General features: G+C 63.6%; 23 protein-coding genes and 2 pseudogenes. 12 read left to right on the top strand and 13 right to left on the bottom strand.

Features of this window, described 5'->3' with window-relative positions:
- Positions 1–49 precede the first annotated feature (49 nt).
- Positions 50–883 carry an aldo/keto reductase gene (locus Y707_RS0108030; RefSeq protein WP_026534690.1) on the top strand — a complete coding sequence of 278 codons (834 nt, stop codon included), beginning with the start codon at positions 50–52 and terminating at the stop codon, positions 881–883.
- A gap of 9 nt (positions 884–892) precedes the next feature.
- On the opposite strand, the gene Y707_RS0108025 is transcribed toward Y707_RS0108030, so the two are convergent.
- Positions 893–2,092, bottom strand: a complete 1,200-nt coding sequence (locus Y707_RS0108025) for an MFS transporter (RefSeq protein WP_026534689.1) — start codon at positions 2,090–2,092, stop codon at positions 893–895.
- 116 nt (positions 2,093–2,208) lie between these two features.
- Between Y707_RS0108025 and Y707_RS0108020 the strand changes: the two genes are divergently transcribed.
- Positions 2,209–2,466, top strand: a complete 258-nt coding sequence (locus Y707_RS0108020; protein WP_026534688.1) for a type II toxin-antitoxin system Phd/YefM family antitoxin — start codon at positions 2,209–2,211, stop codon at positions 2,464–2,466.
- On the top strand, positions 2,463–2,900 hold the full coding sequence (locus Y707_RS0108015; RefSeq protein ID WP_026534687.1) for a type II toxin-antitoxin system VapC family toxin: 438 nt from the start codon (positions 2,463–2,465) through the stop codon (positions 2,898–2,900). Before Y707_RS0108020 ends, Y707_RS0108015 begins: the two co-directional genes overlap by 4 nt.
- 115 nt (positions 2,901–3,015) lie before the next feature.
- Here Y707_RS0108015 and Y707_RS0108010 read toward each other — a convergent pair whose 3' ends face one another.
- A complete protein-coding gene (locus Y707_RS0108010; RefSeq protein WP_026534686.1) occupies positions 3,016–4,356 on the bottom strand; it encodes a choice-of-anchor B family protein in 1,341 nt (446 codons plus the stop codon).
- Positions 4,357–4,537: 181 nt separating this feature from the next.
- Between Y707_RS0108010 and Y707_RS0108005 the strand changes: the two genes are divergently transcribed.
- Positions 4,538–5,920 (top strand): short-chain fatty acid transporter, encoded by a 1,383-nt coding sequence (locus Y707_RS0108005; protein ID WP_026534685.1) that lies wholly within the window; start codon positions 4,538–4,540, stop codon positions 5,918–5,920.
- Positions 5,921–5,954: 34 nt separating this feature from the next.
- Here Y707_RS0108005 and Y707_RS0108000 read toward each other — a convergent pair whose 3' ends face one another.
- The 4 genes and pseudogenes from Y707_RS0108000 to Y707_RS33230 form a co-directional block, all read right to left on the bottom strand.
- On the bottom strand, positions 5,955–6,824 hold the full coding sequence (locus Y707_RS0108000; protein ID WP_026534684.1) for an alpha/beta fold hydrolase: 870 nt from the start codon (positions 6,822–6,824) through the stop codon (positions 5,955–5,957).
- Positions 6,825–6,833: 9 nt separating this feature from the next.
- Complete coding sequence (locus Y707_RS24405) at positions 6,834–8,015, bottom strand: MFS transporter (RefSeq protein ID WP_035780828.1); 1,182 nt, start codon at positions 8,013–8,015, stop codon at positions 6,834–6,836.
- A 79-nt stretch (positions 8,016–8,094) separates the two neighbouring features.
- On the bottom strand, positions 8,095–8,559 hold the full coding sequence (locus Y707_RS0107990; protein ID WP_026534683.1) for a DUF4383 domain-containing protein: 465 nt from the start codon (positions 8,557–8,559) through the stop codon (positions 8,095–8,097).
- A gap of 145 nt (positions 8,560–8,704) precedes the next feature.
- Positions 8,705–8,827 (bottom strand): annotated as a pseudogene (locus tag Y707_RS33230) (DUF6766 family protein); the annotation flags it as partial.
- Positions 8,828–9,045: 218 nt separating this feature from the next.
- Here Y707_RS33230 and Y707_RS0107980 point away from each other — a divergent pair.
- Positions 9,046–10,107 (top strand): winged helix DNA-binding domain-containing protein, encoded by a 1,062-nt coding sequence (locus Y707_RS0107980; RefSeq protein WP_051441787.1) that lies wholly within the window; start codon positions 9,046–9,048, stop codon positions 10,105–10,107.
- A 57-nt stretch (positions 10,108–10,164) separates the two neighbouring features.
- Here Y707_RS0107980 and Y707_RS0107975 read toward each other — a convergent pair whose 3' ends face one another.
- Positions 10,165–10,665, bottom strand: a complete 501-nt coding sequence (locus tag Y707_RS0107975; protein ID WP_026534681.1) for a DUF456 domain-containing protein — start codon at positions 10,663–10,665, stop codon at positions 10,165–10,167.
- A 162-nt stretch (positions 10,666–10,827) separates the two neighbouring features.
- Between Y707_RS0107975 and Y707_RS24400 the strand changes: the two genes are divergently transcribed.
- The 3 genes from Y707_RS24400 to Y707_RS0107960 all read left to right on the top strand — a co-directional run bounded on the left by Y707_RS24400 (position 10,828) and on the right by Y707_RS0107960 (position 13,595).
- Positions 10,828–11,853, top strand: coding sequence for a mechanosensitive ion channel family protein (locus Y707_RS24400; protein ID WP_051441772.1), 1,026 nt, complete (start codon positions 10,828–10,830; stop codon positions 11,851–11,853).
- Positions 11,854–12,149: 296 nt separating this feature from the next.
- Positions 12,150–12,863: a LysM peptidoglycan-binding domain-containing protein gene (locus Y707_RS0107965; RefSeq protein ID WP_026534680.1), complete on the top strand. Its 714-nt coding sequence runs from the start codon at positions 12,150–12,152 to the stop codon at positions 12,861–12,863.
- A gap of 117 nt (positions 12,864–12,980) precedes the next feature.
- Positions 12,981–13,595: a flavin reductase family protein gene (locus tag Y707_RS0107960; RefSeq protein WP_026534679.1), complete on the top strand. Its 615-nt coding sequence runs from the start codon at positions 12,981–12,983 to the stop codon at positions 13,593–13,595.
- A gap of 4 nt (positions 13,596–13,599) precedes the next feature.
- Here Y707_RS0107960 and glyA read toward each other — a convergent pair whose 3' ends face one another.
- Complete coding sequence (glyA, locus tag Y707_RS0107955) at positions 13,600–14,895, bottom strand: serine hydroxymethyltransferase (RefSeq protein WP_026534678.1); 1,296 nt, start codon at positions 14,893–14,895, stop codon at positions 13,600–13,602.
- A 137-nt stretch (positions 14,896–15,032) separates the two neighbouring features.
- Here glyA and Y707_RS0107950 point away from each other — a divergent pair, with 137 nt between their 5' ends.
- Complete coding sequence (locus Y707_RS0107950; RefSeq protein ID WP_035780859.1) at positions 15,033–15,953, top strand: LysR family transcriptional regulator; 921 nt, start codon at positions 15,033–15,035, stop codon at positions 15,951–15,953.
- Between the two features lie 43 nt (positions 15,954–15,996).
- Positions 15,997–17,067, top strand: coding sequence for a lactonase family protein (locus Y707_RS0107945; protein ID WP_051441770.1), 1,071 nt, complete (start codon positions 15,997–15,999; stop codon positions 17,065–17,067).
- Here the strand turns inward: Y707_RS0107945 and Y707_RS0107940 are convergent.
- Complete coding sequence (locus Y707_RS0107940) at positions 17,048–17,965, bottom strand: AEC family transporter (RefSeq protein ID WP_216699229.1); 918 nt, start codon at positions 17,963–17,965, stop codon at positions 17,048–17,050. The genes Y707_RS0107945 and Y707_RS0107940 overlap by 20 nt on opposite strands.
- A 227-nt stretch (positions 17,966–18,192) precedes the next feature.
- On the opposite strand from Y707_RS0107940, the gene Y707_RS24395 reads away from it, so the two are divergent.
- On the top strand, positions 18,193–18,936 hold the full coding sequence (locus Y707_RS24395; RefSeq protein ID WP_051441768.1) for an alpha/beta fold hydrolase: 744 nt from the start codon (positions 18,193–18,195) through the stop codon (positions 18,934–18,936).
- Between the two features lie 98 nt (positions 18,937–19,034).
- On the top strand, positions 19,035–20,189 hold the full coding sequence (locus Y707_RS0107930) for an NAD(P)-binding domain-containing protein (RefSeq protein WP_026534674.1): 1,155 nt from the start codon (positions 19,035–19,037) through the stop codon (positions 20,187–20,189).
- Positions 20,190–20,219: 30 nt separating this feature from the next.
- Here the strand turns inward: Y707_RS0107930 and Y707_RS0107925 are convergent, their stop codons facing one another.
- The 4 genes and pseudogenes from Y707_RS0107925 to Y707_RS24390 form a co-directional block, all read right to left on the bottom strand.
- Positions 20,220–20,912, bottom strand: a complete 693-nt coding sequence (locus Y707_RS0107925) for a hypothetical protein (RefSeq protein ID WP_155852821.1) — start codon at positions 20,910–20,912, stop codon at positions 20,220–20,222.
- Positions 20,913–21,018: 106 nt separating this feature from the next.
- Complete coding sequence (locus Y707_RS0107915) at positions 21,019–22,434, bottom strand: NAD(P)(+) transhydrogenase (Re/Si-specific) subunit beta (protein WP_026534672.1); 1,416 nt, start codon at positions 22,432–22,434, stop codon at positions 21,019–21,021.
- Complete coding sequence (locus Y707_RS0107910; RefSeq protein WP_155852819.1) at positions 22,434–22,751, bottom strand: NAD(P) transhydrogenase subunit alpha part 2; 318 nt, start codon at positions 22,749–22,751, stop codon at positions 22,434–22,436. The genes Y707_RS0107915 and Y707_RS0107910 overlap by 1 nt, the downstream gene beginning before the upstream one ends.
- A gap of 2 nt (positions 22,752–22,753) precedes the next feature.
- Positions 22,754–23,043, bottom strand: a pseudogene (locus tag Y707_RS24390) (NAD(P)(+) transhydrogenase (Re/Si-specific) subunit alpha); the annotation flags it as partial.

Raw genomic sequence — 23,043 nt, 5'->3', positions numbered from 1 at the left:
ATGTTTCGAATGCCTACCCCGTCCGACGCGGGATTTTCAGGAGCAGTTCATGACAGATTCCACCGCCCCCACCGTCCGTCTCAAGCACGGTGCGTCCATGCCCGTGCTCGGGTTCGGCACCTGGCCGCTCGATGATGCGGAAGCGGCCGACGCCGTCGAAACCGCCATCGGTTCCGGCTACCGGCTCTTCGACACCGCTGAAAATTACCGGAACGAGGCCGGTGTCGGCGAAGGTATCCGCCGCTCCGGGATCGACCGCGGTGACGTGTTCATCACCACGAAGTTCAACAAGGATTGGCACAGCTACGACGGCGCCCAGCGCGCCTTCGAGAACAGCGCCAAGCTCCTCGACGTCGACTACATCGACCTGCTGCTGATCCACTGGCCGAATCCCGGGCAGGACCAGTACGTGGATGCGTTCAAGGGACTCGCGGCCCTGCTCGAGGACAAGCGGGTACGGGCGATCGGCACTTCGAATTTCAAGCCGGCCCATCTGCAGCGGGTGCTCGACGAGGGACTGGCCCCGGACGTGAACCAGATCCAGCTCGATCCCCGGCACACCCGGCCTGATTCGCGGGACTTTCATGCCCAGCATGGCATCGTCACCGAGTCATGGAGCCCGCTGGGCAAGGGTGGCGACCTGCTTCAGGAACAGACCCTCACGTCACTGGCAGACAAGTATGGCAAGACGCCGGGGCAGATTGTCTTGCGCTGGCACGTACAGCTGGGCGCCGTCGTCATCCCCAAGTCAGCCAAACCTGAACGGATCCGGCAGAATATCGATATCTTCGACTTCGAACTGGCTCCCGACGACATGGACAGCATCTCCTCGATGGACACCGGCGTCAGCGATATCGCCGATTCGGACGACTTCGGCCACTAAGGCTGCGGATCAGTCGCCGCCGGGCCGGGGAACCTCAACCTCTTCCGACGTCGGCGCTGGTTCGGTCAGATTGCGCCGGGCGGACAGCCGCGCCCAGAAGTACAACCCGGCTATCGCACCCGCCAGGGCCGCGACACCGGCAGAAGCTGCGGCGCCGATCGGAACCAGCGTTACCAGCAGAGCGCCAAAGCCGGCTCCGAGCCCGGACGCCGTCCGCAGTAGGGAGAACCCCTCGATCCTGCGATGTGGGTCCAGCGCGTCCTCCACCAGCAGCGACGCCGTCGTTCCCAGCGGAGCGAGGCACAGACCGACGAGCACCGCACCGGCCAGGACGAATACGAAGTTCAGGCTCAGCGCGATCAGCACGGCACCGGCCATCATGCCGGCGAGCAGCACCAGCAGTGTCGCCGTCGAACCGCGGTAGTTGCGCCACGTCCAGAAAACGCCGCCGGACACACTGGCAATACAGAGTACGACCACGATCACGGTAGCCCAGGTGGCGTCCCGGCCAAGCCGCAGTGCCAACGCGACCGCACCGACTTCGACGATCGCGACGATGGACGCGGCGGCGAAACCGGCCAGCATCCAACCGAACAGCCTCGGCACCATGGATGCGCCTTTCACCGGTGGCGCACTCCGGGCCGCAGCCGCGTTGCCGGGCACGAAAGCCGCCGCGGCCGCGGTGAGCGCCGCCATGACGATCAAGGGCATCGATTCGGTGATGAGCCCAAGGACTCCCACCAGGACCGGCCCGATCACGAACATCAGCTCGTTCAGCGTCGCCGTCAATGCCACACTGCGGCGCAGGTCCGCGAAGCCGACGATCCCGGTCAGCAGGGCACGGAAGCCGCCCGGAACCGCCGACCCGGCCGCTCCCGCGAGCGCCGCCAGCCCGATGAGCAAGTAAGTCTGCGCTGACAAGAGGACAGCGCAGAGGAGGATGCCGAACACCACGGCGCGCAGCAGTAACAACAGCCGCAGTCCGGCATTGGAGGAGGCACGGTCCAGCAGGCGGCTGACCGGAATGGCCAGTGCCACCTGGCTGAGAATCATCGCCGCGACCATACCGGCACCGGTCGAGTATGAACCGGTCAGTGTCGCCGTCAGGGCGGTGAACGTCAGCGGCGCCATCGCCGCCGGCAGGTTCGACAGGTGCGAACCCGTGGACCACAGCCAGAACCGGCGGCTGCGGTAGAAGGGCGGGGTCATACTCCAAGCTTAGGGGCGCCAGCGGTTCCGGTCCGGCACTTCCAACCCCGCTAGCAGCTATTGCCTCTGTAGCTACAATAGAGACATAATGGGGACACATTATCGATAAGGCGAAAATGGAATCTGTTGGTCTGCGGGAACTGAAAAACCACCTGAGCGCGCACATTTCCCAAGTCAAGAACGGCGGGACCGTGACAGTGACCGAGCATGGTCATCCCGTCGCCAGAATTGTGCCAATCGAAGAACGGTCCATTCTGGAGGAGCTAATTGAATCCGGAGTGGCTACACCCCCGGTGCGCGGCCGGCGCACGAAACCACACCCGCTCCCCGCCAACGGAACTGTGTCGGATCTCGTGGCCGCTCAGCGCCGATGATCCTCTATGTAGACACATCCGCTCTAATCCCGCTGATTACCCAGGAGCCATCCAGTGGCGTTGTAGCTGAACTGTGGCAAAGCGCCGATGCGGTCGTGTCTTCCGAGCTCGCCCGTGTCGAGGCTGCCGCGGCGCTGGCCATGGCCGCGCGGATGGACCGGATCGGCCGGGATCAGCTGGGGCCCACGGTCGAAGAGCTCAGCATCCTCTTGGGGGACATGACCTTAATTAGTCCGACCACGCCGCTTCTTGAACAGGCGGCTTCCTTGGCCGTATTCGAAGACCTTCGCGGATACGACGCCGTGCATCTTGCCTCAGCCTTGGCCGTCAATGGACCGGCAACAGCAGTCGCCGCCGGTGATCATGACCTCCTGTCGGCATGCTCAAACCAAGGTTTGGTCACCATCGACATCAACCGAGGCGCCGATACATAACCAACGACTCATTCGACTGGTCCCGCTTCGACGGAACGCACCGGGGCCCGCACCAAACGATGCGGGCCCCGGTGTTCTTCAGGAGACTCTCCGAAAGAGCCGGAATGGACGGCGGTTATGGGCCGACGTCGCCCCGGGGCTTCAGCACGAACAGTCCCCTGTCGATGCTGCCCACCGCCACGACGTTCTGCTCGTAGTAGGGGTAGTTGCTCCAGGTTCCACCTTCGAAGGTCGCGTTGTTGTTCTCCGGGTAGACATCGAAGAATCCGACCTCGCTGAGCTCGCCGTCAGCGACCAGGCTGGTATCGAAGATCCGCAGGCCGGAGGTGTAATTCGAGGCAAAAGCCCGGTCACCTTCGGTGTAGATGTTGTGGTCGATGGAATCGGTTCCGTTGTCGTATACGTCGATCACTTCGGGATTGTCCAGGTCACGAACGTCCCACACCCGCGTAGTCGTGTTGATTCCGCGCGTTGCCTCATCCAGCTCGTCACCGTGCAGGAAGTAACCCTGGTCCGGCGTCAGCCACCCTTGGTGGCTGTAACCATCGTTCTCGTAGTACACCTTCGAGAGAGTCACCGGGTTCGACTTGTCGGTCACATCGGCGATGGTCAAGGTGTTCTCGTCGCCATCGGCGTTCGAGTTGAAGCAAATTTCGCGGCCCTGGTAGGCGACGTCGGGACCCTCGTACATCACGCACTGCGTATCGTGGATGTAGCCCTCGCTGGAGTAGCATCCTGCGAATTCGGGGTTTGCCGGGGCGCTGATATCGACCATGTGCAGTCCGCCGTCGCATGTCCGGCTGCCAACAACGTAGGCATAGCCGGAATCCTCGTTGATATTGAGGTTATGGGCACTGCCGAATTCGCTGTAGTGGGCCGTCGCCTCGAAGACAGTCGGTTCTCCGGTGGCACCACGCAGCTCTGTGAGGTCGAAAACCTGCATACCGTGTTCGGCGTTCTCCGACACTATGTAAGCGTGGTGGCCCGAGACCTTAATATCCCGCCAAACGTCGCCGCCCAAGGTGGAGTGCGTCGGAAGGATGCCGACGACGTCGGGACGCTTGGCGTCCGTGATGTCGACGAAGACGGTGCCTTCGATACCGCCCACCAGGGTGTACTCGTGTCCGGTCTTCGGATCCGTCCAGCCCCAGATATCGTTCACGAAACTGAGCCCGAGGTCTGCCCTCGTCAGGTGGCTCATCATGTCGACGCCGTCACACGGGTAGGTTTTGGCGGCCATTCCGTTGATGCAGGGAGCAAATCCCTTAGGAGCGCTACTCTCCGCATTAGCCGCAGAGGCGGCAACGTTTTCGAACTCGTGTTCCTGCGCTTCCATGGACGGTGGCTGGACGGCGCCCTTGCCGTCGTCGTGGGCAGTTGCCACAGTGCTGCCCAGGCTCACCGCCAAAGCGGCGCTGATCACCGAAGCTCCTATAAGCCGGGTTAGTCGAGTCATGCATGTACCTCCAAAGAAAAGAGCAGCCGCTTGCTGAACGGGGATTGCCCGTCGCTGCCGGCCGCTCGTGCGAACGTAGTTATTAGAACGTACGCATAGGAGACGCTGCTTGTGAAGGTTGTCACAGAATTGGCTGGCAAAATGCCGGAACCGGTATGCACATACGCCTAGAGTATGTATCATGCCTACCTCGAGCCCTGAACCGAAGCAGAAATCGTCCGGCCTTTCCGCTGCGATGCGGCCGGTCAACTCCGTCGTCGAACGCTACATCCCCAGTGCGCTGGTGTTCGCCGTCGTCCTCACCCTGGTGGTCGGAATACTGGCACTGTTGCTGACCGACGCCGGTTTCGTCGACGTCGTTTCCAGCTGGGGCGACGGCCTGTCCGGCCTGCTGGCCTTTATGACGCAGATGGCGCTGATTCTGCTGCTCGGGCATACGTTGGCCAACACCGGGCCGGTCCGCAAATTCCTGGCGTTTCTCGGCGGGGTTCCCAAAAGCCCGGTTCAGGCGTACGTTTTCGTTTTCGTCGTGGCGGCCGTCGCCTCCTTGATCACTTGGGGGCTCGGTCTTGTCGTCGGCGGTCTGCTGGCCAGAGAAGTTGCCGCGCAGGGCCGCGAAAAGGGCATGGCCCTGCACTTTCCGATGCTCGTCGCCGCCGGCTTCTCCGGCTTCGTTGTGTGGCATATGGGCTACTCCGGCTCCGGCCCGCTGGTCGCCGCCACACCGGATTCGTTCATCGCCGAACAATTGGGCCGCACCATCCCGGTCAGCGAGACGACCTTCACCTGGTGGAACATCACGGCCGCCATTGCCACCATCATCTTCGTGGCTCTCGCCCTTGCACTCGTCGCTCCGCGGGCCGGCGACAAAATCATCGAGCTCAAGGTCGACGCCCGGAACACCGACGACGTCGATATCGAGGACGAAGTTGTCACCCCGGCCGACCACGTCGATGCCAGCCGCATCCTGACCACGATCGTCGGCCTAGCGCTGGCCACCTATCTGGTCATCCACTACGTGCAGGGCGGGACGGCCACGCTCGACATCGTAAACTGGACCTTCCTGGCGCTGATCTTCCTGCTCGTGCGCAATCCCTTCGAGCTCATCGGCTTGATCAAGAACGCCGCCTCCAACGTCGGGGAAATCCTGCTGCAGTTCCCTTTGTACGCGGGAATTATGGGAATTATGACGACGACGGGACTCATCACTGTCTTCTCCGACTTCCTGGTTGGCATCGCCAGTCCAGCCACCTTCGGCGTGCTGGCCCTGCTCTCGGCCGGCATCGTTAACTTCTTCGTCCCTTCCGGCGGCGGACAATTCGCCGTGCAGGCACCGATTATGCTCGACGCCGCCGACCGCCTCGGCGTCGATCCGTCAGTTGCGATCATGGCTGTTTCCTACGGCGACCAGTGGACGAACATGATCCAGCCGTTCTGGGCACTGCCACTGCTGGCCATTGCCGGGCTGAAGATGCGCGACATCCTCGGCTACACGATGGTCACGCTGATCGCTTCCGGAATCGTCTTCGCCGGCATCCTGCTGATCGTGGGCGCCGGAGCCTGATAATCAGGGCTACTCGGCGCCTGTAGGATCGGGGCTAATTGCCATCCGTCCGGAGGAAGCGGCTGACCGCCTGCACTAAGGCTTCCGGCGCTTCCTCCGCCACGTGGTGACCGGAATCGATGCCGTGACCTTCGACGTCGTCGGCCCAGTCCCGCCAGATCCGGCGCGGATCGCCATACAGCTCTTCCATGTCGTCCCGCAAGGTCCAGAGCACCAGCAGCGGGCAGCGTATTTTCCTGCCCGCCGTCCGGTCCGCGGTGTCGTTTTCGTAGTCGATGCATAGACCCGCCCGGTAGTCTTCCAGCATCGCTTTGACGGTCGCCGGGTTCCAGGTGGCGGACCGGAACTCCGCATAGGCCTCGCCGCCCATGTGCAGCGGCGTACCCCGGTACCAGGCGTCCGGGTCGGCGTTGATAACCCGCTCGGGGGTGTCCGGCTGGGCGTAAAAGAACCAATGCCACCACTTCGCCGCAAACCTGGAACCGCAGCGGTCGAGCGCTTCCTTAATTGGTACCGAGTCGATCAGCACCAGCTTCCGGAGCTGGTCGGGGCTGTCCATCGCGAGCCGGAATGCGACGTAGCTGCCCCTGTCGTGGCCGACGGCGTGGAACCGGCGGTGTCCCAGCCGCTCCATCAAGCGTGACATGTCACCCGCCATCGCACGCTTGGAGTATGGCGCATGATCCGGCGTCGTCGCCGGTTTCGATGAGGCGCCGTAGCCGCGCAGGTCCGGACAGACAACGGTGAAGCCGAACTGCACCAACGCCGGGGCGACGTGGACCCAAGTGGCCGATGTCCGGGGGTGTCCGTGCAGCAGCAGGACGGCGGGACCATTCCCGGCATGCCGGACGAAGATTTCGGCGCCGCCCACGTTGATCACTTCTGAGGTGAACCCCTCGAACATGGCAACCCCTCAAACCAGGTCCGGGCTGCGCGGCCGCTCATCGACAGCCGCATCCGCCGCCACCACCACGGCGCCCAGGACACCGGTTGATGCCGCGAGCAGGAAACCGACCCAGGCCGCGGCAACCTCGAGCAGCCCACCGAGCAGCGCCGCGCCGCCCGCCTGACCCACGGCGAGCGCAATGAAAAGTGCCGCGGTGCCCGCCGATGCCTGCTCCGGCACCCGGTGGGCCGCCCACACAATCAGGATCCCCGTCAACGCGACGTAGGCGCCCCCGAAGATGGCCCCGGCGCTAAAAGCCACCACCGGCTGCCCCGCCCAAAAGCCAACAGCCGCCGTGGCACCCGCCAGCAACGCCGACGTCGTCATCCAGCTGCGGCGCAGGCCGATCCGGTCCACCGCATCACCCGAAAAGGCGCCGGCCACGCCTGCGATGCCGACGAGGACCCAGAAAACCGTGGCCTGGGTTTGGGATAGTCCGCCCGATGCCACGACATGGCTGCGGCCGAAGGTCCACACCCCCGCGCTGGCTGCCCCGGCGAGCACAGCCGCCGCCATCGCGGTCCGCAGCGGGGCCAGGCCGGAGAGCGTCAATCCCGCGGCAGCTCTATCGGTCTCATCCGCCCCGCCGGCTCTACCTGTCGCGCCAGTCGCGGGACGGTCGGTCAGCAGAGTCAGGGCGGTCGCAACGGCGGCAATGAGCGCGATCAGCCACCACGCCGTACGCCAGTTTCCACTGAACAGGAGCGCCATCGGGCCGCCCACCGCTACGCCGATCCCGCTGCCGGCATTGACGACAGTCTGGATTCGGTCGCCAGCACGGAAAGGTACGTGGTGGGCAACGAGAGCGACCAGGCCCGGCGATGCGAATCCTGCGCCGGCGCCGGCGATCAGGATGCCGGCTGCCAACATGATCGGGGAAACCGCTGCGGCGACGACGACGCTGCCACCTGTGGCGGTGACCCCCGCCAGGAGAATGCTCCAGCGGGGCCGGTCAGCAAAGCGGAAGGCGACGACGGCGGCAAGGCAGTAGGCGAGGAAGCTTCCGGAATAGATAACCCCGGCCAGGGACGGCGTCAGCTCGAATTCCCTGCTGAAGGCCGGAACAAACAGACCATAGCTGAAACGCGCCAGCCCATAGGTGGCACCCACCAGCGCCGTCCCGCTGACAATCAGCGGCAATGCCTTCATGGCACCTCCGTCGCTAAGGGACCACTGCTACCCGCTTAGAGTAGCAGTGGTCCCCGTGGGAGCAGTCCGGTCATGCTGTTTATGCCCGTGCTGTGGCTGCTGTCTTCCGTCCTGGCAGGAATCCCATAGCCACCATGCCGATGAAGAGGACCAAGTGGAGCCAGTTATCGGCGGTATTCAAGGGAACAAAGTTGGCACCCGATTCGGGAGCCACAATCAGGCCGTAGATCCACAGGACAGCGTAAATGATGCCGCCGACAATCAGGTATTTACTGGCCGACGGACCGGTTTTCGCCATGGCAATACCGGCGGCACCGAACAGCAGATGCACGATATTGTGCAGAATTGAGACTTGGAAGACCCCAAGCAGGAAGGCTTCGGACTCATGACCGGCAAACTGCAACGCACCGTAGTTGGTGGTGATTCCGGGGATGAACCCCAGGATGCCGACGAGCAAAAAGACAACGCCGACGACGAGAGCGGCTAGCTGGACCGGCGTGCGCGAGCTTCCGCCCGGGGTGTTGTGGGCTGCTGAACTGGCCATTTTGCATCTCCTTACATTTTCGGTCGTATGAAGCGTCGTATTACAAACTCCAGCCACCATTATCCGCGAACGTAAGGGTACTTAGTATCTTGTTATTCGACGTTTATCCGCCCGGAAAAGTGGATGAATTCAATTCACGACTGCATTAACCTTGTACGCCCGTGGATGAATGCGGCTCGCCCACCGGCTTGGATTCCGGTGAACCACGTTGGCGCAGATACACCGCCAGGACGGCCATGGACAAAACGGCCAAAAACTCCGACTGCATGGAACGCTTCGGCCGTCTTCTCCGCTTTTGCGGTGCCGGGATTGAGGGCCGAACAACCCGCCAAAGCCATCAGGCCGATAATCAAAACGACCCCACGGAATGCATATCGCAAAGTAGTCTCCCCATTTTCCCGCTCAACGCTACCCGCGGCAGGAGGTACTTCCAAAGAAGCCGGTTTCCGGGTCCGCCGGGCACTAATCCGGCTTAGCATTATGCAGATGGTGAAGTTCGGCATTGGCCAGCTGAGACTGGTTTCCCAACGCATCGCCGCTCCGATGGAAGCCGGTGCTGCCGACGTCGTGCGCTGGATGATGGCTGTTCAGGCGCAGGACTTCAATGGGGCCGTCACTTCGGTGGCACTGCGCTTCCAAGGCGGGACCCGGGAGGCGGTCCTTGCCGCCCTCGACGCCGGAACGATCGTCCGGTCCTGGCCGATGCGGGGCACGCTGCATTTTGTACCGGCCGAGGATCTGGGCTGGATGCTGCGGACGACGGCGGCCCGGATGGTCGCCACGTCGGCCCGCCGGCATGCTGAACTCGGCATCGACGACCGGCTCATTGGCGCCGCCCGGGACATCGCGCTGGCGGAGATGCGTGATGGAAAGCCGATCAGCCGCAATGAGCTGATCGCCCTGTGGCGGAAGGCCGGCCTGCTGGAGGTGAAGGAACGCGGGTACCATCTGATCGGGCACCTGGCGATGACGGGAGTGCTGTGCTTCGGCCCGGTCCGCGGTGGTGAACAGCAGCTGGTTCTCATCGACTCCTGGATTCCACATCCGCGCCGGCTCGAACCGGACGAGGCGCTGGGCGAACTGGCTCTACGATATTTCCGCAGCCACGGACCGGCGACCGTGAAGGATTTCGGCTGGTGGACCAAACTCCGGGCGGCGGATGTGAAAACCGCCGTCGCACTCGCCCGGCAGAACCTGGAAAGCAGCTGGTACGACGGCGTTGAGTACCTGATGGACCCCGCATCACCGGCGTTGCCGGGCGGCGAAGCGCACGAAGCATCGGGACTGTTCCTGCTGCCTGGTTTTGACGAATACCTGCTCGGTTATCAGGACCGGTCGGCGGCACTGAGACCTGAATTTGCCCAGCGCATTGTTCCCGGCGGCAACGGCGTCTTCCGTCCAACCATCATCCGCGACGGTCAGGTGACTGGTACCTGGAAGCGCGCCGGAAAGGGTGTGGACCGAAGGATCGAACCGACGTCGTTCAGCCGGCGGTTCACCAAGGCGGAACTGCGCCTTATTGAACGACGGTTCGCCACGCTTCGCTGAACCCATGTCGAGAGTATGACTTTGGTCACACTCCCCAACCGTCGCTATGGAGTTCAATCAGCTGCCCGCGAAGTGCACCCAGAGTCCAATGACCCACACGCTCGCGGCCAGACAGGCCAGCCCGCACTCCACCAGGATGCCGATACCCGTCGCTTTCAAGGCGGCCCAGCTGGAGGAAACAGCCGCCCGGAAATCCCGCTGGCGGATGAATTCCGCCAGCAGCAGTCCAGCCGCAAAGCCGACGAACAAACCCACCACTGGGATGAGGAACAGCCCCGCGACCGCGAAGACCAGCGCCACGAGAATCGAGCGGTTGGGAATTTTCCGCTGCTTCAGCCGCCGTCCCGTCAGCACGGCGCTGGCGAGCATTCCGATGGTCAGCAGCAGCGCCCCGATGCCGAATACGATCCAGCCGGCCATGCTCTGCACAGTCACGGCCCACACCAGCAGGGCAGCGACGACCAGCAGTGATCCCGGCAGCACAGGAACGACGACGCCGATAACCCCGACGACAATCAATAACGCACATACGATGACGATGACGACGGAAATGTCCACGGCGCTCCTTGTCTTGCCACGGGCTCTTCCGATAGAGCCTATCGGAGCCTGCGGGCCGCAGGCTCCGACGTCGAAAACCCAACTTTGCGGCTATGTTGAATGACAACCGAGTAGTTCCTGACAGTTTGCCTGCTCCCTCCGGACCCGCATAACCTCGGCACTATGGACGAAAATACGGCACAGGACGCAGTCGAGAGCGCGGGGGTTGCCGCTTCGGGGATTTGGGACTTCCTCCTCGACAAGCCGCTGCGCATCGCGATCATCATTGTTGCCGGCATTGTGCTGAACCTGATCCTGCGGATGATCATCCGCCGGGCCATGGACCACATAGCCAAGGGCGACGCCGCAAAGCTGGACAATGAGGTGGTGCCTGCAGAAACCGGTCAGGCACAAGAGACCAGGCACTGGCTCATTCAGGATTCGCCGTTGGCGAACGCGCGAAGGGCCCAGCGCGCCAAAACCGTCGGCTCAGTGCTGCGTTCGCTGTCCACTATCGTGATCACCGCGCTGGTCCTGCTGATGGTTATGTCCGAGCTTGGCTTCGATATGGCCCCGGTGCTGGCGAGCGCCGGTATCGTCGGCGTCGCACTTGGTTTCGGCGCCCAGGCGCTGGTCAAGGATTATATTTCGGGGCTGTTCATGGTTGCCGAGGACCAGTATGGGATCGGCGACTATGTCGACTTGGGAGATGCTTCCGGCGAAGTCGAGAATGTCGGTTTGAGGGTGACCCAGCTCCGCGATCTCGATGGCACGCTGTGGCACGTCCGCAATGGCGAAGTAATGCGTGTGGGCAACTTCTCGCAGGGCTGGGCGCGTGCCGTCCTCGATATCCCGATTCCGTATTATTCCGACCTCGAGCAGGTCAGCGATCTCATCCTTCAGGCTGCTAAAAAGATGCGGATGGACCGGCAATGGCGCCGCCTCATCCTGGATGAACCTGAAGTCTGGGGCGTGCAGGCCCTGAGCGGCGAATCAATCACCATTCGCCTGGTGCTCCGGACCAAGCCGCTGGAACAGTGGGGCGTTGCCCGCGAGATGCGCGCCCGCTTGAAGGCAGAACTCGACGAGGCCGGCCTTCATATCCCGCTGGTCAACCAGGCCGTCATCAGGGACGGCAACAACACCGTCTTCGCCGGGAGCGGCAATCCGGATGGCAAGGACGACAGCCAGCTGGGCCCGACGTCGTAATTGGAACGTGATAAGCGCCGTATCAGACGAACCATAAAGGAACGGTAACGCACCACACAGTTTGATCTCGGTTTTGCAACGATTTATTAAATGTCGTAGGGTAGCGGGAGATCCCGTTCGGGAGATGGGACTGCTGGGACTCACCTGGCAGTCCGAAATGCCCGGTGCTGCAGCATGCTTTACGCCGCCAATGCAGTCATCGTTAGAGACCTCAATTTGTCAGGGGCAGGCGGCGTCGCGAGGAAATCCGGGGACGGATGGAGCGCAAGCAGCCCTTTCGGAGCATCGCAACCCTCATGAAAAACACCACCTTTAAGCGCACTGCCCGCCGCGGGCTCGCCATTGCAGCCATGACCACCGCTGCTGCCGGCCTCACCGCCACTTCCGCCTCGGCCGCTTCCACTGCCACGTGGGATGCCCTCGCCCAGTGCGAAAGCGGCGGAAACTGGAGCATCGACACCGGAAACGGCTTCTCCGGCGGCCTGCAGTTCACCCCGAGCACCTGGTCCGCCTTCGGTGGCACCGGCTCACCGACCAACGCCAGCAAGGCTGAGCAGATCGCCGTCGCCGAGCGCGTCCAGAACACCCAGGGCTGGGGCGCATGGCCTGCATGTGCCGCCGAGCTCGGACTCTCCGGCGGTGGCGGCGCACCTGTCGCAACCGGCGGCGCTGCTGCCCAGACCCAGGTCACCACGCAGTCTCAGGTTCAGGCACCCATCGAGCAGCCTGCTCCGGCCCCGGCGCCTGCTCCCGCACCGGCACCTGCTCCTGCTCCTGCACCGGCACCTGCCCCCGCACCCGCACCCGCCGCAGTTCAGGCACCTGCTGCTCCGGCCGCAGCCGTCAGCGGCGAGACCTACACCATCCAGTCCGGCGACACGCTCGCCAAGATCGCCGAGAAGCTGGGCGTTCAGGGCGGATGGCAGGCCCTGCACGAGGTCAACGCCGATACCCTCATCAGCGCCGATCTCATCTTCACCGGAGACGTTCTGCAGCTCCCGGCTCAGTAACACCTCCGCAGCGTACGAATGCGCTCCGTGCCGGCAATCTTCGCCGGCACGGAGCGCATTCGTGTTTAACGCCCGCTACCTCCCCGGGGAAACGCTCCCGTGTGCTGGAATTGAGGCATGCGAACCGATTTCCGCCGCGAAGATCTTTCCGCCCGCGAATTCTATGCCCTGCTGAACTCGGTGGTGGTGCCTCGTCCGATCGCATGGGTTTCCTCAACCTCTGAAGCGGGCGTGGACAATCTCGCACCGCATTCGTTCTATACCGTCGCTTCCGTCAACCCGCCGATCATCCAATTCACCTCAGTCGGCGAGAAGGATTCGTTGCGGAACATTGAGGCCACGAAGGATTTTGTGGTCAACCTAACGCCGGAAAACCTCTTCGAACAGGTCAATGCCACCGGCACCAATTTCCCCGCTGATGTCAGTGAGTTCGACGCCGTCGGTCTCACCCGGGAGCCGGCCCTGACTGTTGCGGCTCCGCGGGTGAAAGAGTCTCCCGTTGCACTCGAATGCCGACTGTATAGGACGCTCCCGATCGGTGACTGCACCGTGGTTTTCGGCGAGGTCCTGCACGCGGCAATCGCTACCGATGTGCTGGATGGCCAGCATCCCAGAGTCGACTTACTGCAGCCGCTTTCCCGCCTGGGCAAAGACCAGTGGGGCACCGCCGGCCATATCCGCGAGATCAAACGGATCCGCGCCGCCGACTGGCCGGGGCACTACGAACGGTAGCCGGTCAGTTCGGGTTGTCGGCGGTGAAGTGGATGCTGTCGAACTGTTTGCGCCAGGCAGAGACTTCGGGGGCGACCTGCTCCGGATCGGTACCTGGATCCAGGCCACGGGCGATAAAGCCTGCCAGCTCCGGCATATCCGCTGGGCGCATGCCGCGCCGGACGATTTCCGGCGTGCCGATGCGCAGACCGTTCATGTCCCCCTCAACCAGCGGCGCGGGCAACCCAATGCCGCAGGCCAGCAGGTTGGCCTTCCGGAGCCGGTGCGCTACCTGCTGTCCGCCCCCGTATGAGGCAGCCGGTATTCCGAACTGGTGGGATGTCGTCCCGCCCCGCCCTGCTGCGAAGATCTCCACGCTCCGGTCGGCCAGTTCAGCCGCAAGGGCTTGGGCAGTATCGATCATGGCCCGGGCGTAGTCCGCTCCGGCAACTTTCCAATCGACCATGGTGACGGCGAGCGCAGCGGTCTTGCCGGCGTCGAAATTTGCGGTCAGTCCGGGAAAGGCGATGACATCCAGCCGTTGCGCGAGCTCGTCGTCGTCAGTAACGGCCAGCCCACTGGGTGGACCGCCGAGGCTCTTGTAAGTGCTCATGGTCATTAGATGTGCGCCCTCAGCGAGGGGTTGCGGCCACGCCTTTCCGGCGATCATCCCGCACAGGTGCGCAGCGTCAAAGAGGACGTACGCACCGACCTCGTCGGCGATCCCGCGGATGGCGGAGATCGGGTGGGGGAACAGGTTCAGGCTGCCGCCAACGGTAATCAGTTTCGGCCGGACTTCGTGCGCCAGGGTCCGGAGGGCGGGAACGGTGTTGATCCCGTACATCCCGGCCGCACCGGGTGCATGGTGGGTGACGTGTCCGCCGATATCGGCCGGCGGGGCGATAATCGTGTCTCCGGGTTTGCAGGTCGCCATGAAGGCGTAGAGATTCGCCAGCGCACCGGAGCCGACCCGGACTTCGGCGTGCCGGGCGGAGAAGACCTCTGCGGCGAGTTCGGCGGCAATGATCTCGATTCGTTCGATGGCCTCCAGGCCCATCTCGTACTTGTCGCCAGGGTACCCGAGCGAGGGCCGGCCAAGCTGTGCCGAGAGCATCGCCTCCGCCCTCGGATTCATCGCGTTGGTGGCAGGGTTCAGATTGACCGCGTCGACGTCGTGAATCGTGCGGTTTTGCTCGACCAGCCGGTCCAGCTCGCCGAGGATGCCGGCTGGACTGTCCGCCGCGGTGGCTTCCGAGACACGGCGCACGAGATCCTCGCTTGGTGCGGGGACCCAGGACCGGGGTGACAGCGCAGGGAACACGAAGACTCCTTTGAAGGAACGACGGCGGCACGAGCAGAGACGCTGGAATCAGCACGCACTGGTTCTATACTCAGTCTCAGGCGGAAACCTTCCACCGTCTATTGACAATTTTTGGCAAGCTTGTGAAGGATCTGCGGATGATTGACCCCGAACGCCTCAGCCTGCTGCTCGAGTTCGACCGGCTCGGCACGCTGACACGTGTGGCTGAAGTACGGTTTTTGTCCACCTCCGGCGTCAGCCAGCAACTGGCCGTCCTCGAACGCGAGGCCGGGGTCCGCCTGCTCGAGCGCCATGGCCGCCGGGTCCGGTTGACCGAAGAGGGCGCCCTGCTGGTGCGCCACGGCCATGGCATCCTTGCCTCCATCGAGGCGGCCGAAACCGACCTGCAGGCCAGCCGGACCAAGGTTGCGGGCATGATCCGGAGCGCCGCGTTTTCCAGCGGGGCGCGCGCCCTCCTCCCCCGGACGTGCACCGCGCTCGACGAACGGTTTCCGGACCTGAATGTCACGGTGGATGAGAGCGAATCGCACGAGAGTCTGCGCCGTTTGGCGGTGGGCGATATCGACGTAGCCGTCGTCGATTCCTTCGCGGACGAACCGCTGATCGATGAGAACCTGGTAGGCGGACTGCTGATGAAGGACCGGCTGCTGGTCGTCCTGCCGCCTGACCATCCCCGGGCGCAGGCACGGTCGATCCGAATGGAGGAGCTCGCCGATGATCCCTGGTTGCTGGAGGAATCGAAAACCTATCTCGGCGCCTTTGTGCAGCGCGCCTGCGCGGAAGCCGGATTCCGCCCCTCCGTTGTTGCCCGGTTCCACAATGCCGACGTCGGGCTCGCCTTTGTTGCCGCCGGGCGCGCCGTGACGGTGCTGCCGGAACTGGCGGTCACCGCCGTCGCACCGGATATTGCCACCGTGCCCTTGGCGCCGTCCACCCGGCGTCGGATCATCGCCGTCGTCCGAAGGACCAACCAGCGCCGCCCGGGCGTGCAGGCCGTCGTCGCGGCACTCAAGGAAAACTGTGCCGGCTTCGTGGGCATTCCGGCACAGGGCGAATAGTCCCAAGCTAAGCTGGCCATTGAATCCAATCCGGGAGGTAAGTGTGAGTTCTGTCGCCGTCTATGTTGGCTGTGCCGCGGGGAAATCGATCGATACGTTTGAGCTCGACCTCGACAAAGGGGTGCTGTCAGGCCATGGCCGGTTCCAGGCCGGGAACGAGGTCCAGTGGCTGGCGACCGCCCCGGACGGAAGCATGCTGTACGCCGCCGTCCGTTCGGATCCGCCGAGCGTGGTCTCCCTTCAGGCTTCAGGTTCAGGCTCAGCCGCAGGTTCCAGACTCCACCAGGCAGGTACGGCGCCCTTGGCCGCGTCGATGGCGTACCTGGCCCCCGACCGCAACGGCACACATCTGCTCGCGGCTTCCTATAATGATGACGTCGTGACGGTCAGCAGCATCGACGATGGCGTGGCCACCGGCGCGCGGACTGGCAAGGTCATTCCCGGCCGGCATGCCCACACCGTGCTCCCCTCGCCCGACAACAAGTACGTGTATGCGACAGCCCTCGGCGACGATCTGACCGCTTGGTGGAGCTTCGATGCCACAACAGGAAAGCTGGACGACGGCGGCACGGCGGCCTCCCAGCCGGGCAGCGGCCCCCGGCACCTGCGCTTCTCCAGCTCCGGAATCCACGTCTATGTGCTGCACGAGATGGCCGGGACCGTCACTGTTTTCGAACGCGACGCCGGCACCGGCTCGCTCACGGAAATCCAGTCCGTTTCCTCCGTCCCCGAACACCTGCAGCTCATCCGCGGACGGGTCCGCGACGGATCCGTTCCCAAACCCGGTCCGGACGCAATCTGGTGTGCGGAACTGCGGCTGACACCGGATAACCGGTTCCTCTACACCACGGAACGGTCCAGCAGCACCATCACGGCATTCGCGGTCGACGGCGGCAGCGGCCAGCTCAGCTACCTGGACTCGTTCCCCACCGAAACCCAGCCACGCGGCATGAATATCACCCCGGATGGCCAATACCTGCTGACGTGCGGCGAAGTGTCCAGCCGGTTGTCCGTCTATCAGATCGACCAGTCCACCGGGGCACTGGCGTTCCTGGACAGCTACGAGTGTGCTGCCGGCCCGCGCTGCATAGAATTCAGCCCGGAATCAGCGTAACGATCAGCACCATCGGCAGGATGGACGACGCCGTCGTGATTAGCGCCGCCTGACGAGCAAGACCGGGACCGCGGTTGTACCGGATTGCCGCAATCAGAACGTTCTGGGCAGTGGGCAGCGCCGCGAATAAGGTGACGGCAAGCAGCAGGATTCCCGACAGCTGGAACACGAAGTAGGCAAGCACAAACGTCAGCGCGGGGTGGATGACGAGCTTCAGCACCGAAATCAGCGTGAGGTCCAGCCGTGGCGGCGGCGAGGTCATCCGCCATCCCGACGACAGCGACAGGCCGAAGGCGATCAACGCTCCAGGCACCGCCATGCCGGCCACCAGCTCGATCGGTTGGTAGATGAGGTCCGGGATCGTCATTCCCGTTCCGGACACGAGCATGCCCAGACCGCTGCCGATCGTGATCGGGTTGTGCAGCGGGCGGACAACGCGCTTCCACACCGGACCGGAGACCTTTTGCGCGTCGAGGTCGAGAATCGCATAGGCAACGGGCGCCATCACCACGACCTGGAACAGCATCACGGGCGCCACGTAGGCGGCGTCACCCAGGACGAAAACGGTGATGGGGATGCCGAGGTTTCCAGCGTTGACGTACGAGGCGGCGAGCGCGCCGATCACCGTTTCACCGGTGCTGCGCTTCAAGGCGAAACGCGCGATGCCGGCGTAGAGCAATGCGATCGCGGTGGTCGAAAGTGCCGTCACGGCCAACCCCGGAGAGATGACGGAATTGAGATCCGCCTCAGTCAGAGTGACGAAAAGCAGGGCGGGCGTACCGGCTGAAAACACCAGCCGCGAGATTACCTGCTGCGCATCTGTTCCGAGCACGTTGAACCGGCCAAGAACGAAGCCGACGGCGACCACGAGAACGATAACGGCGAAGCCTTCGAGCACTCCTGCCACGATCACCTCCCGCTATTTATTACCGTTAGCCACGCAGTGGCCGCGGTGTTCCGCCGACACGTCACCGTGGCGATATTACCGCCGTCGAACCCCCAGCACCCATCCGGCGGATCGATTAAGACGCCGCTCGACTCAAATCCGCGGTGGCGTGTTGCCGGTAAGGCGTAACCTGCCTAAAGTGATGGCGGCCCAACCGAATACGAAGGAGTGAGCAGACAATGCACAATGACGACGACGGCGACCCGGCAGCTGATGTGGTTCTCCTTCACGGCTGGGCCTGTCCGGCGGGTTACTGGACACCGCTGCAGCGCGGACTTGAGCAGCTGGGGCACTCCGCCGTCGCTCCTCCACTTCCGGGTTACGGGGCAGCGGCGCTGCCGGACGGATTCGAATGGGGCGTAGGGACGGTGGCTGAGCTTCTCGCCGCGGAATTCGCTACCCGCCGGCAAGCGCCCGTTCATTTGGTCGGCCACTCCCTCGGCGGAAGCATAGCGGCCACCATCGCCGCCCGGCATCCGGAACTCGTCGCTTCGGTGACGCTGCTCGGGATGGTGCCCACGGCGCCGTCGTCCGCATCCCGTGAACTGCTCACCGGCCTGTTCCTGAACGGTCCAATCCGCGAGGATGCGATCCAGTTTTGCCTCAACGCCTGGTACGGAAACTCTCCGCCGGAAGACGCCGCGATGACACATGCGCCCTTCGGGATCCGCCGGGACGTGCTCGACGCCAGCCTGCTCGCGGCACTCGACGGGGTGGAACCGGATGTCCCCGCCCAGCTCATGGCACCGGTGCAGGTCATCGTCGGCGCTGAAGACAAGACGCGTCCGCTGGCCGAGGTGCAGGGATACGTCAACGCCCATGCCGGAACGGACCTCGCCGTGGTTCCGGAAGCCGGCCATATGGTGCATTGGGAAGCGCCACAGTCTTGCGCCGAGCGGATTCACGCCCTGATCACACCCTGAAATTCAGCTGCTGCGTGCCATATGTTCGTACGGGCAGGGCGGGAATAAGGCCGCACGGCCCACCGCTCTACAGGTGAACGCACCGTGGAGAGGAAAACATGCTGGAGGCGATCGTGATCGGCGCAGGCCAGGCCGGTCTGTCCGCGGCCTATCACCTGAAGCGCCTGGGACTGGTACCGGAAGAGGACTTCATCGTCCTGGACTCCAATAACGGTCCCGGCGGCGCATGGCGGCACCGCTGGCCCTCCCTGACCCTCGGCGCCGCACACAACATTCACGATCTTCCCGGCATGCCTCTCGGCGAACCGGATCCGGGTGAGCCCGCGTCCGCCGTCGTCTGCCGTTACTACCAGAAGTATGAGCGCGAATTCGGGCTCCCCGTGCACCGGCCGGTGTCGGTCTCCAAGGTTGAGCCGGACGTCGCCAGTGGCGGGTTCGACGCCACCAGCGGAGGCGACGACGGCACCAGCGTCCGGTTCGACGACGGCAACGATCGCGCCACCGATGCGCCCCTGACGGTCCATACCAGTGCCGGCACCTGGCAGGCGCGCTCCCTGATCAACGCCACCGGTGCCTGGGACCGACCGTACTGGCCCTACTATGCAGGCCGCGACCGCTTCCAGGGACGCCAGCTCCACACCCATGATTTCTGTTCCGCCGACGAATTCCGCGACCAGCACGTCGTCGTGGTCGGGGCCGGCACGTCCGCTGTCCAGTTCCTGCTGCAACTGTCGAAGGTCGCGACCACAACGTGGGTCACCCGCCGCCCGCCGGAATTCACCGACCGCCCCTTCGACGCCGAGTGGGGCCGCGACATCGAACGGCGCGTCCGCGAGCGCACCTCTGCCGGGTTGCCGCCATTGAGCGTGGTCGCCACAACCGGCCTGCCGCTGACTCCGGAATATCAAAAGGGAATTGACGACGGCGTCCTCGTCGCCCGCCGCATGTTCACCTCGATCACGGAGGATTCGGTGGTGTTCGACGACGGCACGGAAGTGAAGGCCGACGCCATTCTGTGGGCAACCGGTTTCCGGCCGTCGCTCGACCACCTCGCACCGCTGCACCTGCGCGAGCCCGGTGGAGGCATCAGGACCGATGGCGTGAAGGTCGTAAAAGATCCGCGGATGTTCCTGACCGGCTATGGCGCTTCGGCCTCAACCCTGGGAGCGAACCGTGCCGGACGGGCAGCAGCGACGGCGGTAATGGCGCAGCTCAACTCCAGCCGAAGTCCGCTGCCAAGCCCGGCCCGCTAGACCCTAGTGGCCTTCCGCCCTACCTGCGGCTTATGTGTGGTCAATCCAGCAGGCCAGAACTGCTGAGGCAACCGCGTAGGCCGCATCGCTGGGCGTCGACGTGCCCGCCACGCCCATCTTGCCGCTCAGCCCAGTGGCGTCGACCTCGAGCGTCTTGCCGTCGGTGATGAAGGCAACCTTGCCATCTCCGGTGGCGAAGCCGGGCCTGCCCAAGCCGAGCATTCCCTTGAATTCCTCGGGGCTCCCCAGGCTCTTCCTCAGCGATTCGTAGTAGGCCTTGCCCTTTTCGGCGTCGGTGGCATCGTGCACCGTCAGCACCAGGGGTCCGCTTTCGAGGTCATAGGTACAGGTGAACGTCGGCTGATCCCATGTCGACGACGGCACGGGTGCTTCCTCCAGGTCGAAGAAGCTGGTGATGCTCTTTACCACTTGGCCATTACACACCATCCGTGCAGCGTCCGATGGCTCGCGGGCAGTCTGCTCGGCAGACTTCTTGGCGGACTCCTCGGTTCCGTGGCCGGCGGCCCCATGTTCGGCCCCGGACATTTCCGTTCCATCGGCCATCGTGTGGGATTCTCCACCATGAGACCCGGACGTGGAGGAAGGTGCCGCGGCGGAGGACGGCGCGGCGGAATCTTCAGGCGAAGCCGAGGTGGAAGCTGCGCAACCGGACAGCAATACCGACGCTATGGCGACGGCGCCCAGCCAACTCTTATGTTTCATTCCATACTCCACTCAGACGATTAACGGTTAATCTACTAGTTATTCGTCGTCAGCGGCAGACCGGATGGGTCAGAGTTCAGGTTCCACACCCGGGCTCCGCTCTGAATCACAGGGCCTTGAGCTGCTCCGTCACGTCACTTACCGACTTCTTAGCATCCCCGAACAGCATCGTCGTCTGCGGTTCGTAGAACAACCGATTCTCAATCCCGGCAAATCCGGAGTTCATCGAACGCTTCAGCACGATGACCGACTTTGCCGCATCAACGTTCAGCACCGGCATACCGTAAATCGGTGAACTGGAGTCGGTGCGGGCCGCCGGATTGGTGACGTCGTTGGCGCCGATGACCATGGCGACGTCGGTGCGGGCAAACTCGCCGTTGATGTCGTCCATATCTTTCATGGCGTCATACGAAACGTCCGCTTCGGCAAGGAGCACGTTCATATGCCCGGGCATCCGTCCGGCAACGGGATGAATCGCGTATTTCACCTCAACGCCCTTGGCCTCAAGCATCATGGCCATGTCCTTGACAGCCAGCTGCGCCTGGGCCACCGCGAGCCCATAGCCGGGAACCACGATGACCTGATTGGCGTAGGCAAGCTGAATGGCGACGTCGGCCGCGGAAGTGGATCTGACCGTGCGGTCTCCGGCCGATTCCTGGGCCGCAACTGCTCCCCCGCCGAAGCCGCCCGCCACGATCGCGGCAATCGACCTGTTCATGGCCTTGGCCATGAGCTTGGTGAGAATTGTGCCGGATGCGCCTACGATCATGCCTGCCACCATCATCGCCACGTTGTTCAGGGCGAGACCGGCCGCCGCCGCCGAAATTCCAGTCAGCGCATTGAGCAGCGAGATGACCACGGGCATGTCGGCGCCGCCAATGGGGAGCACCACCATCAGCCCGAGCACCGCGGAAATTATGAGGATCGCAGGGAACCACCAAGGGCTCACACCGGTGGAAGCTGCGCCAATGCCGATAACGACGGCAATCGCAACAGCCGTCAGCAGAATCAGGATATTCACCGGCTGCTGCAACCGGCCCAGACTGATCGGTCGCCCCGGAAGGATGCCCTGCAGCTTACCGAAGGCGACCACCGATCCCCAGAACGATATTGAGCCAATGATCGAGGCCAAGAGCGAAGCGACGACGACGGGAACAATCAGGCCATCGGCCGGCTCGAGCCCGGTGAAACCGTCGCTCTCCAGAAATTCCCCCCAAGCGATCAAGGCGACGGTTCCGCCGCCTACACCGTTGAAGAGGGCGACCAACTGGGGTATGGCCGTCATCTTTGTACGCAGCGCGGGCGGGATACCCAAAGCCACACCCACCACCAGACCGGCAATGATCAAGATCCAATTCGATGTGGCGCGGATTTCGATCAAGGTTGCGACGACGGCGAGCGCCATGCCTGCCGCGGCGATTTTGTTGCCACGCACCGCCGTCCTGGGCTGGGTCAGCCCCATGAGTCCGTAGATGAAGAGCCCGACGGCGATGATGTACAGGCCGTAGACCAGCTGATCCATCAATGATCCTCCGCCTTGGTCGAACGGGCCGGCGTCTTCGCCTTGAACATGGACAGCATCCGGTCAGTCACAACGAATCCACCGACCACGTTCACGGTCCCGAAAACGATGGCGACGAAGCAGATGGCCTGCATCAGGAAGCCGGGATCGTCCACCGTCCCAAGTATGATCAGGGCCCCCAGCAGCACAATGCCGTGAATCGCGTTGGTCCCCGACATCAGCGGTGTATGCAGCGTGTTGGGTACTTTCGAGATGACGGCGAAACCGACGAATCCCGACAGCACCAGAATGGCCAGATTGGCAAGGAAGAAGTCCATGATCAGCTTTCGGTCGGGGTCAGCCTGGTGACACACGCTTGGGCGACGATCTCGTCGTCGTAATCCGGGTCCAGCCGGCCGTCCTTCACCAGGAGATCGAGAAGCGATGTGACGTTCTTCGAATAAAGCTGGCTGGCATGTTCGGGCATCTCCGCGGGAAGGTTGAGCGGCGATGCGATGGTCACGTCGTTCTTGACTACGACCTGTCCCGGTTCCGTCAGCTCGCAGTTACCTCCGGTCTCGCCCGCGAGGTCGATCACGACGCTGCCCGCTTTCATGCCCTTCACGGCGC

It is taken from the genome of Arthrobacter sp. H14, from assembly GCF_000520495.1.
Classification (GTDB): Bacteria; Actinomycetota; Actinomycetes; order Actinomycetales; family Micrococcaceae; genus Arthrobacter_C.
The sequence above is the reverse complement of the archived record's forward strand: the minus strand, read 5'-3'. Positions and strand labels throughout refer to the sequence as shown.